At 40.4% G+C, this 13,574-nt stretch carries 15 protein-coding genes; all 15 read right to left on the reverse strand.

Translation table 11 applies throughout. From position 1 onward, the window contains the following. Positions 1-87: 87 nt before the first annotated feature. The 15 genes from BFU02S_RS03175 to aroC all read right to left on the reverse strand — a co-directional run bounded on the left by BFU02S_RS03175 (position 88) and on the right by aroC (position 13,519). Positions 88-768 carry a zinc metallopeptidase gene (locus tag BFU02S_RS03175; RefSeq protein ID WP_066366438.1) on the reverse strand — a complete coding sequence of 227 codons (681 nt, stop codon included), beginning with the start codon at positions 766-768 and terminating at the stop codon, positions 88-90. Positions 769-827: 59 nt separating this feature from the next. Then, positions 828-1,622 carry a sporulation protein YpjB gene (gene ypjB, locus BFU02S_RS03180; protein WP_066366440.1) on the reverse strand — a complete coding sequence of 265 codons (795 nt, stop codon included), beginning with the start codon at positions 1,620-1,622 and terminating at the stop codon, positions 828-830. A gap of 66 nt (positions 1,623-1,688) precedes the next feature. Next, positions 1,689-2,282 carry a lipoprotein heptaprenylglyceryl N-acetyltransferase LhaT gene (gene lhaT / locus BFU02S_RS03185; RefSeq protein ID WP_066366444.1) on the reverse strand — a complete coding sequence of 198 codons (594 nt, stop codon included), beginning with the start codon at positions 2,280-2,282 and terminating at the stop codon, positions 1,689-1,691. 71 nt (positions 2,283-2,353) lie between these two features. Continuing rightward, positions 2,354-3,130, reverse strand: coding sequence for a menaquinol-cytochrome c reductase cytochrome b/c subunit (locus BFU02S_RS03190; protein WP_066366447.1), 777 nt, complete (start codon positions 3,128-3,130; stop codon positions 2,354-2,356). Between the two features lie 60 nt (positions 3,131-3,190). Next, positions 3,191-3,865 (reverse strand): menaquinol-cytochrome c reductase cytochrome b subunit, encoded by a 675-nt coding sequence (qcrB, locus tag BFU02S_RS03195; RefSeq protein WP_066366450.1) that lies wholly within the window; start codon positions 3,863-3,865, stop codon positions 3,191-3,193. Between the two features lie 43 nt (positions 3,866-3,908). After that, entirely contained in the window at positions 3,909-4,415 is a 507-nt protein-coding gene (locus BFU02S_RS03200) for a Rieske (2Fe-2S) protein (protein WP_066366453.1), read from the reverse strand. A 139-nt stretch (positions 4,416-4,554) separates the two neighbouring features. Beyond that, positions 4,555-5,016 (reverse strand): YpiF family protein, encoded by a 462-nt coding sequence (locus tag BFU02S_RS03205; RefSeq protein WP_066366593.1) that lies wholly within the window; start codon positions 5,014-5,016, stop codon positions 4,555-4,557. Positions 5,017-5,152: 136 nt separating this feature from the next. Continuing rightward, positions 5,153-5,704: a ReoY family proteolytic degradation factor gene (locus BFU02S_RS03210; RefSeq protein ID WP_066366455.1), complete on the reverse strand. Its 552-nt coding sequence runs from the start codon at positions 5,702-5,704 to the stop codon at positions 5,153-5,155. Positions 5,705-5,739: 35 nt separating this feature from the next. Beyond that, entirely contained in the window at positions 5,740-6,999 is a 1,260-nt protein-coding gene (locus BFU02S_RS03215) for a tetratricopeptide repeat protein (RefSeq protein ID WP_066366458.1), read from the reverse strand. Positions 7,000-7,319: 320 nt separating this feature from the next. Beyond that, entirely contained in the window at positions 7,320-8,609 is a 1,290-nt protein-coding gene (gene aroA, locus BFU02S_RS03220; protein WP_066366465.1) for a 3-phosphoshikimate 1-carboxyvinyltransferase, read from the reverse strand. Between the two features lie 14 nt (positions 8,610-8,623). Next, positions 8,624-9,733: a prephenate dehydrogenase gene (locus BFU02S_RS03225; protein ID WP_066366467.1), complete on the reverse strand. Its 1,110-nt coding sequence runs from the start codon at positions 9,731-9,733 to the stop codon at positions 8,624-8,626. Continuing rightward, positions 9,730-10,854: a histidinol-phosphate transaminase gene (gene hisC / locus BFU02S_RS03230; protein WP_066366468.1), complete on the reverse strand. Its 1,125-nt coding sequence runs from the start codon at positions 10,852-10,854 to the stop codon at positions 9,730-9,732. The genes BFU02S_RS03225 and hisC overlap by 4 nt, the downstream gene beginning before the upstream one ends. 33 nt (positions 10,855-10,887) lie before the next feature. After that, a complete protein-coding gene (aroH, locus tag BFU02S_RS03235; RefSeq protein ID WP_066366471.1) occupies positions 10,888-11,262 on the reverse strand; it encodes a chorismate mutase in 375 nt (124 codons plus the stop codon). Then, positions 11,259-12,350: a 3-dehydroquinate synthase gene (gene aroB, locus BFU02S_RS03240; protein ID WP_066366474.1), complete on the reverse strand. Its 1,092-nt coding sequence runs from the start codon at positions 12,348-12,350 to the stop codon at positions 11,259-11,261. Before aroB ends, aroH begins: the two co-directional genes overlap by 4 nt. Further along, positions 12,350-13,519: a chorismate synthase gene (gene aroC / locus BFU02S_RS03245; RefSeq protein ID WP_066366477.1), complete on the reverse strand. Its 1,170-nt coding sequence runs from the start codon at positions 13,517-13,519 to the stop codon at positions 12,350-12,352. Before aroC ends, aroB begins: the two co-directional genes overlap by 1 nt. Positions 13,520-13,574: the final 55 nt, after the last annotated feature.

Consider the following 13,574-nt stretch of genomic DNA (forward strand, 5'->3'; position numbering starts at 1 on the left):
GGGGCTAGGCACTGGAGCTGGACAAATTTCGAAGTCAAAATTTCTTTACTTTCTAGAAAAGCGAAAAGCCGCAGCTTTTCGCTTTTCCTACCTTTCATCCCGATTCATGCCAGTATATATCAACAATAATCTTATTAATTCTAAAACCGCAACTGCCGCAGCTGCTACATACGTAAGTGCTGCTGCACTTAGTACTTTTCTGGCCTCACGCTGCTCATGGGCGGAGACTAGCCCTAGAGAAACGACTTGCTTCATGGCACGGTTAGATGCATTAAATTCAACCGGCAAAGTGACAACCTGAAAAATCACCGCTAGAGCCATACAAATAATTCCGAGTAACAGCATTCCAGTTAAATGAGCAAAAATGCCGATCATGATCAGAATCCATGAAACATTCGATCCAAAGTTTGCTACAGGAACCAGTGCATGGCGGAAACGTAAAAAGGCATAGCCTTGTGCATCCTGAATGGCATGTCCGCATTCGTGGGCCGCAACTGCTGCAGCAGCAATGGAATGGCTGTGATAATTTTCCGGCGACAGACGGACAGTTTTAGTACTTGGATCATAGTGATCACTTAAAAATCCCTGCCCTTCTTCAACAACAACATGATATAATCCGTTTGCATTCAATATTTCCCTTGCAACTTCGGCACCTCTTAGATAGGTAGAGGAAGCTACTTGTGAATATCGGGCAAAAGTACTTTTTACTTTCATTTGGGCCCATATAGGGATCAAAACTATAATAAGAAAATAGATAAGGTAAAACATACAGAACCCTCCTAATCAGCTCCTGTTGCCTTCCATTTTAGTTAAGCCGATTAGACCCGTCAATCTTTTAGATCTCGAGAACGGTCTTTTTTCATATCCTTTTCACCCTGGTATTTCCTCCAGCCAACATATGATAAAGTCGCAATAATAATACTTCCAGTTGAAATAATCACCCACCATATAGAAGGATCCGCTTGATCGTCTTCCATATCAGCAAAAAGATTTTTTAAATCTGTGTCCAATTTATCGAGTTCCTGCTTGTTTTCAGGACTATTTACCATTTGGGTGCGATATTCATCGATAAAATTAATACGGGCATCTAATCTTTGAATATTTTCTGCCGGTACATCAATTTTCATACTTGGGTAAATGACATTATATAAAGATAAAAATTGGTTAAAACTTGAGTGGAACTTGGAGATGTCTCCTTTTGCCACTGCTTCTTTGGCTTTATGAATAGCATTTAAAATAGGATCTTCCATCTCCAGCCATAAATGCTGATGACTAGTTGAGAGTGCATCAATGACAAGCCGAAATTGAGTCAGCTTATTGATTCTCTCTTCATATTTCATATCCGGGCTTACAGTGGCTTCCACTGCTTCATCATGTGTAGTGTTAACGATCCTAACTTCATCCAATGTTAACGGTTTTTCTTTTCCAGATACATTTTGAAACTGAGCTGAAAAATAATCCAATAATTTCTTTGCATCATCATATCTATGAAACTTCACCATCTGAAGAGCTTCGTCTGAAATATCATCCAGCTTCTCCATAGGAGACTGTTGTTCGGCGCTGACAGAGAACGGTGTAAGTATGATAATAATGGCAAATAATAGAAACCACTTTTTATCCAACTCTTGTCCCCCCCCTTTCGTTATTTAAAATGTATGAAAGAGTGGACAAGGTTAGACCATTTGCATCTATTTTATTTCCAGTTTAAATCGATTTTGCCGGACACAAAAATAATATCCGATCCCGATCGACAGAATGGACAGCCAAAAAGTAAAATATCCAATTTGCTTCATGTAATGATCAAGCATTTCATAGCGGGGCATCATATTGAAGACATAATCAATGACAACATCATGCAATACCCAAATTGCTGCAACCACTAAATGCCGCCATTTTATTCGATAAAATGGTGCATAGAGCAGCCCTTCTACCGCCATTGCGAAATGCGAAAAAATAAGCATGTAACCTTGCCAATCCAGTCCTCTCTGTACAAAATAAACAAGAATATTCATCACAACAGCCCAAACTCCGTATTTAAATAATGTTACAACCGCCATTGCTTCCAATAAGGGCCAATTTTTCTTTAATAAAAAGGCAATAAGGACAAAGACAAAAAACATGCTGGCCGTCGGACTGTCCGGCACAAAAGGAATAAAAATAGCAGGCGTTTCATGCAGCTGCCAGCCATACCAATAGAACCCGTATATGGTTCCAGCAATATTTACTAATAGTAATAATTTTAAGATCGAGCGATTTCCCAAAATCGGATAAATCCAATGCATTGTATTCCCACTTTTCTCTCAGATATGATATGTAAGAAAAGCTGACGCAAATCCGTCAGCTTTTGAATATCTTATTTCTTTCCAAGATTTGCAATAAATTCGGAAAGAGTCTTCAATTGTTGATCATTTCCTTTGAAGACGCCAGGAGGCATTTTTCCGCCTTTTCCTTTTCTGGCAATGGTTGCAATTTCTTCGGGTTTTAAACCGGTTCCAATTAGGGACGGAGCTCCCGGTCCCCCTTGAAGGTTTTCACCGTGGCATGTTATACATGTATTTTGTTGGGCCAGTTTATAACCTTCACTTGTTTTATCAATCGTAACTTTCGGAACGATTCTTCCTTGGCGTTCAGCCGCTGCCCAGTCATGGGTTACAACTGACTGCCATGTTAAATAAATCATCGCACATAAAGCCAGAAGCATAAATCCTGTTGCCAGCGGACGCTTAATCGGGCGCCGTTCTGGTCCGCGATCAATAAATGGAGCTAGCAAAAGCCCTCCAAATGCAAGCGCAGGTATGACCATTGAACCGATCACAGTATATGGGCCAGAAGCATACGTATATTTAAGCAGTTGGTACAAGAATAAAAAGTACCAGTCCGGTAATGGAATATAACCTGTATCAGTTGGGTCCGCTATCCTTTCAAGCGGAGCCGGGTGAGCGACTGTTAAACATAAAAAACCAACAAGGAATACCGCCCCAACCATCCATTCTTTCAAGAGGAAGTTTGGCCAAAATGCCTCAGTTTTGCCTGGATATTCCGAGTAGTCTTTTGGAAGCTTCGGTGTCCGGCTTTCAGGTGCTAATACGCGAGAATCACCGACGAATTTCATTCCTTTACCGCGATGCATAGAGAGTCCCCTCCTTTTTCCAAAGCATTCGAAAAATCAGTTAATTTCGCTTTCAATTCATCATAGCGGTCCTGAAATACCTTGTCTGCGAATCATAATAAAGTGTGCTGCCATTAGTGCAAATAACACAGCCGGCAGGAAGAATACATGAATAGCAAAGAAACGGGTTAGAGTCTGTGCACCGACAATATGCTCATTACCGGCAAGTAAAACTTTGATATATGAACCGATCAGCGGAGTGGATTCGGCAATCTGCAGTCCAACTTTTGTTGCAAAGAGCGCTTTCATATCCCATGGAAGTAAGTAACCGGTAAAACCTAAGCCAAGCATAACGAAGAAAATAAGCACTCCGACAATCCAGTTTAGCTCTCGGGGCTTTTTATAGGCACCTTGGAAAAATACGCGCAATGTATGTAAAAACATCATCACAAGCACTAAACTTGCTCCCCAGTGATGCATACCACGTACTATTTGTCCAAATGCCACCTCATTTTGTAGATAATAAACAGATTCCCATGCATTTTTAATATCCGGTACATAGTACATTGTCAAAAACATGCCGGATAGAATTTGTATGACTGTAACAAAGAATGTCATTCCTCCAAAGCAATAAACGAACGCTGAAAAATGGTGCGCGGGGTTTACATGCTCTGGTACTTCGTGGTCTGCTATATCGCGCCATAACGGCGTAATGTCTAAACGTTCATCCACCCAATCGTATATTTTGGAAAGCATCTTCCCACCTCCGTCTATCCTTATCTATATTTTGATCATATCTTTACACATGTGTTCGTGGCTGGGCTTTTCCCAAATAGATATAGCCATTTTTCACCTGCACCGGATAAAGATCCAACGGTTGCGGTGGTGGTGTGCCCGGAATGTTTTTTCCATTCTTTTCATATCGGCCAAAATGGCATGGACAGAAGAATTGATTTGGGTGTGCTTTGTCAGTGTTCCAGTTAACAGTACATCCTAGATGTTTACAAATCGGCGACAGTGCGACAATTTTGCCATTATCGTCCTTGTAAATCCATGCTGTACTCGTAACATCTGACTCATACCATGCATCTTTTTGCTTATAGGTAAAGTCAACACGAGTTGGCTCGCTTGTTAACTCCGACGCTTTTTTCGGAGTTTGGATAAATTCTCCGCCAGCGTCCGCCTTTAAAACAGGATCAACAGCAAATCGGAGCATTGGCATCAACATCCCTGCAGCCATGAAACCACCTACACCAGTAAGCGTATAGCTCAAGAATTGACGTCTTGTAACATTGTTTTTACCCATTTATGTCCCCCCTCTATAATTGAAATGAGCCCAATGCACCACTGATATAACATTTATAAAACTAGGACATAATCATGATATATCAATATTTTGGTAAGGTCAACATTAACTTATTCCAAAAACATGCAATTGATCCATTTTATTCACTTTCAATCCATTTATCGGTTAATATAGAAAATAATTGTTGTGATTGATTATCAATCAGTTCAAACTTTTGAGAATCATTCATAGATTTGAGAGGTATGGACGGAAGCCAAATTAAAGTACCTTGTAACATGTCCTCTTTCAGGCGCCAGTCACTGTCCGATGTCAGATAAAAAATGTGTTTAAAGTCAGCCTTCAAGACGTTATGCCATTCAAACAGATCTGCAAGAGCCTTCTCGATGGGATCTTTCTTCAAGTATGTAAATGGCGGGAACAATATTAATCTTCCGGTAAACTGTCTCTCGATGCGGGTAGTTAACAATGTTATAAATTCAGCGGCCTCAGCAGACTGTTTCATTTCTTTATCCATTGAAATACCGTATAAAGGGACAACTACAGTGTCTACGTATTCTTTGACATTTAGATAGGTTTCGATGTCTTCCGGGATCCATTTCATTTCATGCACCAGCCTTCATCCTAGACTAATCTTATTATATCATTTTAACTGAAAATTTTAAAAAATAGTGAAAAATATTAAAAAATTCCCATTAAGTTTTTCAATTAAAAAAAGAAGCCTGCTTAACGCAAACTTCCTACTCGCCAGGCTTAGACAAATTATTCAATTGATCAGTCAACCTTAAAAAGGCTTCTTTATCACCACGATCTAATGCTTCATCAATTAATTGAAGAAGTTTCTCACGCTGGAAGCGCTCTATGCTGTACTTCAGCACTTGGTCGGCAATTTGCCCATCTCTTTCATTTACTTGAAGATGTTTTGGGACATAAGGATTTTCTTCTAAAACAGCAACATACTGATGTGCTTGATTGGAGGCATGAAAATTTAGTTGAATAAAAATATCTTCATCCCGGTTAAGCCGAATATCGTGAAAGGATTTTTCAGCATCAGTTGTCATCACATTTTCTTTGTAGAAGCGAAATGGTACTTTGTCAACACAATGTGTCGACATAATTAAGCCCCTTGGACAATACTGTGCCTGTTCAACAAAATGGACCTTCTCCATCAGCTGATCATGGCTCATCAGGTAATTTAGAATCCATACACATTCTCTTCTTTTCAATTGATAATGATTTAAAAACCAGCGAATAAAATCCTTTTTCTCGTTGACAGAAACAGGGGTAGTCATAATCGTTTCCCTCCTCTGTAAATCCAGCTTAATTTTTACAAATCGGTTAGACGTTCAACTAAGTCCAAATATTCCGTATTTGCCGGATCTTCTTTTAGCAGCTGCTTAAAAATTTCGGCAGCACGGTCGTTTTTTCCTTCCTCCACCAAAAAATATCCGTAATCCTGTAAAAATTCCCGATTATTTTTAAAGAAAGTATATGCAGTTTCATATTTGTCTAATGCTTGTGAATATTTTTCCAAACGCTGTAAAGCAAGAGCAGAATCCCATAAAAGCTGCGGCTCTTCATCTTCAGGGCTCTCAAGCCATGAAATCAAATCGAGAATCTCTTCGTATTTTTCCTGTTGTAAGAAAAGTTTATTTAGTGTTAATGCTGCTTCTGTAAATCCCGGGTCCAGATTAAGGGCACTTCGCAGGTAATGTTCAGCATCTTTTTCTTTTCCCAGTTTTAATGCTATTTTTCCGCCAAAGAAAAATAATTCTTTATTAAATTCATCCTGTTTTAAACCTTCTTCGACAACCTGCAAACTTTTTTCCAGTTCTTCTTCCCTTTCATAAGCTTTTGCAAGGTGCAAATAAAGTGAATGGTATTCAGGGTCCAGCGCTTTTAACTCATTGAATTTCTCAATAGCGGTCCGATTATATCCTGCCTGGAGGGCAGTGAAAGCATAGCCAAATAACGTATTGATCTCCAGTTTCTCCTCCAGTGCCTGATCGTAGTAGACTAATGCTTCTTCGAACGCACCCGAAGAACTTAACAAATCAGCCATCCGTTGATGGATATTGACCCCGGCAATTTCAGTTGTTTCTTTCAAAACCATTTCAAAAGCTGCCAGGGCCTTATTGATTTCACCTTGCTCACTGTAAACTTCTGCAAGGGCAAAATCAATAATTTTCTCATCAGGTAAAAGTTCTTTTGCTTTTAGAAGTTTTCCTTCACATACTTCATGCAATCCCTGAATTTGATATAGATCCGCTAATAACAGGAGGGAACGGACAAAATTGACATCCTGCTCTGATATTCTTTCTAAAACAAGAATAGCTTTCTCTTCCTCGCCTGCTTCAACTAATATTTCTCCAAGAAGAACGAGAATCTCTCCTTCTTCAGGAAATACCTCCAGTAAGCTTTCAACTAGAGCTCTTGCTTCTTCCAGAAAGCCAAATTGAAACAATTCCTCGGCAAGGACAAATTTTTCTTCGTGTCCACCCTGTTTTAGTACAACATTATATTCATGAAAAGCCTCTTTATGTTTACCGTTTTCCAAAAGTTGAATAATTTTCGTTACTCGATCCATAATATTTACCTCTTCCCCTTAATTTACGAAGAAAAAAGATGGGGTTTTCACCTTTATATGTTTTTTACTATACAATTTAACTAAAATTTCTTGCATTCTGCAAGCTTAATTAAATAGGTGTTCATGAATATATACATTGTACTTACAATATTTTCATTTTCGTACTATTTCATTTCGACGGAACTGCCTTTCTCTCCTGCTTTGTACGCCAAAGGAAATTATGAAAATTGTTTTCCTTGTCCCTCCTTAAGACAGGCTATGCGGAAATTTCTCATACTATAACTTCTTTAAAAAAAGAAGCTGCATGAAACATGCAGCTTTTACTGAATAAGACTGTTTAAATGAGTAAAGAAATTTGGATAGGAAACCGAGATAGCTTCTGCATCTTCTAAGAAGACATCATGTTTGCATAAAAGTGCTGCAATGGAAAGCATCATGCCAATTCGATGATCTCCATGGCTGGAAACTGTTCCGCCAGTTAATTGGGAATTGCCGTTAATAATCATTCCATCCTCGGTGGCTTCAATGGACGCTCCCAGTTTTTTCAATTCCTGTACTACCGTATCGATTCGGTTTGTCTCTTTTACCTTTAATTCTTCCGCATCCTTGATAATCGTCTGACCTTCTGCTTGTGTAGCGAGAAGAGCAATGATTGGAATTTCGTCGATTAGTTTAGGAATTAGATCCCCTTCAATGACGGTTCCTGTAAGTTTAGAGGTTTTAATCACAATATCCCCGGAAGGTTCAAATGTGTCATCCTGATTGGAAATCAATTCGATTGCGGCTCCCATCTTTTTCATCACTTCGATTATTCCAGTTCTTGTAGGATTCAGTCCGACATTTTTCAGCACTATTTCACTATCCGGGACAATAGCTCCAGCCACAAGAAAGAATGCCGCCGAAGAAATATCCCCCGGAACGGGTACATGTGCAGCCGTCAGCCTCTGTCCCCCTGTAACCGTAATTGAACCATTCTCTTGATGAATTTCTCCGCCAAACATACGAATCATTCTTTCCGTATGGTCACGTGCCGCAGCCGGTTCGATAATGACCGACTCACCTTCTGCCTGAAGTCCGGCTAAGATGAGTGCTGATTTCACTTGGGCACTGGGAACGGGCAGCTTATAATGAATCGGGTTTAATTTTCCGCCTCGAATGGAAATGGGTGTATACAAACCATGTTCCCTGCCGTCAATTGCTGCACCCATTTTTGTTAATGGTTCTGTTACTCTTGTCATCGGTCTTTTTCCAATCGACCGGTCACCGACAAGCGTGGAGAAAAACGGTCTGCCAGCTAGAATTCCAAGCAAGAGACGAATCGTTGTTCCGGAATTACCGACATCCAATATTTCATTTGGCTCCTTCAGACCATCAAATCCATTACCATGAATAATGAGTTCTTCTTCTGTTTCTTCAATTTTTATGCCTAATTTTCGGAAACAGGAGATTGTACTTAAACAATCCTCTCCCGGCAGGAAGTTGGTAACGGTTGTTTTCCCATGTGCAATAGAACCGAACATGACGGAACGGTGAGAGATTGATTTATCTCCAGGAATGTTCAATTCGCCAAATAATTTATGAATATTCGTTTTAAGTTTTAATTGTGCCATTTCATCACCTGCTTTTAGTACGTGCCAATCGATACCCCATAGTCGGTATATGATTGTATACATTGTTCTGCCCTTTGCCTGTCTTCTTCTGTTTGGAAACTAATGACAAGGACTCCATTAATGTCTTCACGTGTTTCGAGAATTCGAATATTGGTAATGCTAATTTTTTCTTTTGCCAGATACCCCGTAATTTCGGAAATAACACCTGGATAGTCAGGGACATCAACATATAAATCGTAAAATGCCGGAATGGCTCCTTTCTCCTTTGCCGGTAGACCATCGCGAAATTCTTTTGCCTTTTGAAAATATGAAAATATTTCTTGCCCGTCCCCATTTTCCAATATTTGCTTTATACCATTCATTTCATCCTGCCATTGATTCAACAAATGAATCAAGTTATCCCGGTTGTGCAAGAGAATATCCTTCCACATTTTCGGGCTACTTGAAGCAATTCTCGTTATATCGCGAAACCCGCCGGCAGCAAGCCGGGGAATTAATCCTTCCGTATCCGCCAACTTCTCTGTCTGTCGGACAATCGATGCCGCGATAATATGTGGAAAATGACTGACAATTCCTGTGAGATAATCATGGCTTTCGGGAGAAAGTGTTAAAAACTTTGCATTCGTCCCGCGTAACCATTGTTTTAATAAAGTTACTTTCTGCTCGTCTACTTGCTGAACCGGAGTTAAAAGGTAAAAAGCATTTTCGAACAATATATCTTTTGCAGCAGAAACACCGCTTTTATGGGAGCCAGCCATCGGATGGCCTCCAATAAAGGTAATTCCTTGATTCGTTAAGCAGCTAGCCTTCTCCACAAGTAATTTTTTCGTACTGCCGGTATCTGTTATGATTACTTCCGGTTTTAATGGAAGTTCTGCTAAAGTTTGAATAATTGATTCTGATTCCGTTACTGGTGCGGCAATGATAATAAGGTCAGCATCTTTTGCCCCGTCATGAATATTTTCCGCGGGTTCATCAATAACTCCCAGCATTTTAGCAAGCCGGACTTGTTCAAGATTAATATCAAAACCAACAATAGTTGTATCTGCGTGTTCTTTTTTAATACAAAGGGCTAAAGAACCGCCAATTAACCCTAAGCCAATGACAAAAACGCGGCCATTCAAACAGATTCCCCCTGCACTCCAACACTTTCAGTTTTAAGCTGAGCAAGAAACTCGCCAAGTGCTTTTAGTACTCCTTCATTTTGCTCATGAGAGCCGACTGTAATTCTTACTGCTGTCGGGAAGCCTAATGCTTTTCCAGAACGAACGATAAAACCTTTTTCCAGTAAAAATTGAAATACCCGATCTCCATCCACGTTGAAATCAATTAAAATAAAATTGGTTTGTGAAGGATAGTAGCTCAGGTTGTTTTGCTCGCAAAAATTATAAAATTGCTGTAAACCTTGTCGATTTTTCAACTTGCATTCTTCGACAAAATTCTGATCCTTCACTGCGGCAGCTGCAGCCAGCTGTCCAAATGTATTTACGTTAAAAGGTTCCCTGGCTGGTTCCAATGCTTTGATGATGTTGCGATTGGCTACACCATACCCTACCCTTAATGAAGCTAACCCGTATATCTTTGAAAAAGTTCTTAAAACAATTAAATTTTCATATTTGCGGGTAAGATCAATCGAGTTATAGTAATCATCTGCTGTTACATATTCATAGTAAGCTTCATCCAGTACGACGAGAATATTAGACGGCACTTTATCTAAGAAAGACGTTAATTTGTTTTCCGGGATATATGTACCTGTCGGATTATTCGGGCTGCAGACCCATACAATATTCGTATTATCATCGATCGCCTCAAGCATTCCATCTAGGTCATGCTCCCCATTGATCAGCGGCACTTCCTTGATAATGGCCCCTTCAATCACAGCATTATGCCGATATTGCGAGAAGGTAGGGGCTGCCATAACAGTACTCGCACCAGGGTGCAAAAGCGCCCTTGAAATAATTTGGATCAGATTATCAGAACCATTTCCGAATATTAATTCATCCTCTTCCACTTGTAAAAATTGTGCCAATGTTTCCCGCAAATTAGCAGCATATCCATCTGGATAAATGGCAAGATCATTTAGATGTACTTGCAGTGCTTCTAGAACAGATTTTGAACATCCAAACGGATTCTCATTAGAGGCAAGCTTCACAATTTGCTCAAGATTATATTCTTTCTTCACTGATTCAATTGATTTACCAGGCTGATAAGGAGTCAGTGTTAAAATCTTCTCTTTCCATCTCATTTTTCTCCACTCCAATCATAAAAATTTAACTACTTAAACTTCTAGACGGTTACCTAAGTCTGGTCTTAATACAATCGCATCGTTTAGGTACACATGTATGATCTCTTCCTGTGATAAGTTTGTATTAACATGAAGCATAACTCTGATACAACTCTTTAATGAACCAGGAACTGGAATTTCTCTCATACACATGACAGGAACATATGTCCAGCCATCAAATTTGCGCAGTGCTTTTGCCGGGAAGGCGGCATTCAGATCTTCAGTTGTTGAAATGAAAACAGAAGCGACAGAATCTGGCTGAATATCGTTCACTTTGATCATTTTTGCCAACAGCTCTTCCGCTGCAGCAATAATGGCCTCCTCTGTGTTTGATGAAACCGTGTTCGCCCCCCTAACCCCTCTAATCATGAATCAATCCTCCTTGGTGAAAAACGTTTAAGCTTTTCCAAAAGAGCAGAATCAGAAATTGGCTGCAGAACCGGTTTTCCGATTTCTTCTAACAAGACAAATCGAACGGATCCACCTACAGACTTTTTATCCTGTTTCATTCTGGATAATAAATTTTCCAGGTTAAGCTTATCAGGAATCTCTGTTAAATAGCCTAAACCCTTTATCCACTTTATAAATTTCTCTAAATCAAATGATAGTCCCAACAATTCTCGGCTTAAGTTTAAAGCAAAGATCATTCCGATCATAACAGATTCGCCATGGGTAAAGCTGCCATAGCCCATTTCCGCCTCAATGGCATGCCCAAGGGTATGTCCAAAATTCAAATAGGCACGAATACCAGCTTCCTTCTCATCGCGGCTGACAAACTCATTTTTAATCTGGATTCCTTTTTTTAATGATTCGAGAAGCTCTGAAGTGGACAATTTATTTAAATCATATATATTTGTATGCAGCCATTCATAAAATTTGACATCATAAATCAGGGCATGCTTAATAATCTCCGCAAATCCTGAACGGATTTCTTGTGCCGGCAGTGTTTTCAGCCATTCAACATCATAAAATACTGCTTCAGGCTGATGTATTGCGCCGATCATATTTTTTCCAAGCGGATGATTAATCGCCACTTTCCCCCCAACAGCACTATCATGCGCCAAAATGGTTGTTGGAATTTGAATAAAAGAAATTCCGCGCATATAAGAAGCAGCAACAAAACCCGATAAGTCTCCGACAGCACCGCCCCCAAATGATAAAATAATCGATTTTCTGTCGAGACGGTTTTCTAATGCTTGCGTAAGCGCATCATAATACACTTCAAACGTTTTCGCCTTTTCGCCACCGGGGGCCGTAAATACGGCTGGATCCCACCGTTTTAAAGCAGAACGAAGCGCTTCTAGATGCAGTTTGGCAACTGTTTCGTCTGTCATAATAAACAATTTAGTCATGTTAGGAAAATGACTGGTTAAAAATGCGTCAAGTTCATTTACGACGCCTTTCCCCAGGTACACATCATAGTGTTTCGATTCAGTCTGAATATGAATCGTTTCCATCAGAATTCCCTCGCAAATTCACGCTGTTTTCTGATTTCTTCCACGAAGGTTTCAAAGCGGTCGCTATAGAATTGATCCACAAGTGCACTTGCTAATTCCCAGGCGACCACATTTTCCGCAACTACAGCTGCTGCCGGTACAGCACAGCTGTCCGACCGCTCGATGCTGGCAGCAAACGGTTCTTTCGTCTCAATATCTATGCTCATTAACGGCTTGTAAAGAGTCGGAATCGGCTTCATAACACCGCGGACTATAATTGGCATACCGGTTGTCATACCGCCTTCAAAACCACCAAGGCGGTTTGTTTTGCGATAAAAACCTTTTTCATGGTTCCATAGAATTTCATCATGAACCTCACTTCCCGGCTTTCGGGCCGCTTCAAAACCAATCCCAAATTCGACTCCTTTAAAAGCATTTATACTGACAATAGCCGCAGCTAATTTAGCATCGAGCTTACGGTCATAATGGACGTAGCTTCCAACACCTGGCGGCATGCCTGTAGCAATGACTTCGACGACACCGCCAATCGAATCACCATTCTTCTTGGCATCATCGATCGCCTGCATCATTACACGTTCAGCATCCGGATCGATCGTCCGAACGAGTGATTTTTCACTTCTTTCCTTGATCTCTTCCAGTGAGAGATTATTGGCGGCGGCCTTAATCCCGGCAATTTCAACGACATATCCAACGACATGAATTCCGGCCAGTGATAATAGTTTCTTGGCCGCTGCTCCTGCAGCTACTCTGACCGTTGTTTCTCTCGCAGAAGAGCGCTCAAGCACATTTCTCATATCCCGATGGCCATATTTTAGGGCACCGTTTAAATCCGCATGGCCCGGACGCGCCCGGGTAACTTTACGCTTAATTTCTTCCTCTTCTCCTGCATCTAGTGGTTCTGAACCCATAATTTTTGTCCAATGTTTCCAATCGTTATTTTTCACCACTAGAGCAATTGGGGAACCAAGTGTATATCCATGACGGACCCCTGAAGTAATTTCTACCATATCTTTTTCAATCTGCATTCTTCTTCCTCGGCCATACCCTTGCTGCCGTCTTGAGAGCTCGGTATTAATATCCTCTGCTGTAAGCGGCATCCCTGCGGGCAAACCCTCTAAAATGGCGGTTAATTGCGGCCCATGTGATTCTCCTGCTGTCAAGTACCTCATTCTCTCTCCCCTTTCAACTCATTAAAGAATTATGTATCAATATAACATAACATCT

The sequence above is a fragment of the Neobacillus fumarioli NBRC 102428 genome, assembly GCF_001591485.1.
Taxonomy (GTDB): Bacteria; Bacillota; Bacilli; order Bacillales; family Cytobacillaceae; genus Neobacillus; species Neobacillus fumarioli.

Coding starts and splice junctions, on each gene's coding strand:
- BFU02S_RS03200 (WP_066366453.1), bottom strand. CDS start 4,415: ATGGGTAAAAACAATGTTACAAGACGTCAATTCTTGAGCTATACGCTT.
- aroC (WP_066366477.1), bottom strand. CDS start 13,519: ATGAGGTACTTGACAGCAGGAGAATCACATGGGCCGCAATTAACCGCC.
- aroB (WP_066366474.1), bottom strand. CDS start 12,350: ATGGAAACGATTCATATTCAGACTGAATCGAAACACTATGATGTGTAC.
- hisC (WP_066366468.1), bottom strand. CDS start 10,854: ATGAGATGGAAAGAGAAGATTTTAACACTGACTCCTTATCAGCCTGGT.
- qcrB (WP_066366450.1), bottom strand. CDS start 3,865: ATGCTTTCCAAAATATACGATTGGGTGGATGAACGTTTAGACATTACG.
- BFU02S_RS03210 (WP_066366455.1), bottom strand. CDS start 5,704: ATGACTACCCCTGTTTCTGTCAACGAGAAAAAGGATTTTATTCGCTGG.
- BFU02S_RS03205 (WP_066366593.1), bottom strand. CDS start 5,016: ATGAAATGGATCCCGGAAGACATCGAAACCTATCTAAATGTCAAAGAA.
- aroA (WP_066366465.1), bottom strand. CDS start 8,609: ATGGCACAATTAAAACTTAAAACGAATATTCATAAATTATTTGGCGAA.
- BFU02S_RS03190 (WP_066366447.1), bottom strand. CDS start 3,130: ATGCATCGCGGTAAAGGAATGAAATTCGTCGGTGATTCTCGCGTATTA.
- BFU02S_RS03175 (WP_066366438.1), bottom strand. CDS start 768: ATGTTTTACCTTATCTATTTTCTTATTATAGTTTTGATCCCTATATGG.
- lhaT (WP_066366444.1), bottom strand. CDS start 2,282: ATGCATTGGATTTATCCGATTTTGGGAAATCGCTCGATCTTAAAATTA.
- aroH (WP_066366471.1), bottom strand. CDS start 11,262: ATGATTAGAGGGGTTAGGGGGGCGAACACGGTTTCATCAAACACAGAG.
- BFU02S_RS03215 (WP_066366458.1), bottom strand. CDS start 6,999: ATGGATCGAGTAACGAAAATTATTCAACTTTTGGAAAACGGTAAACAT.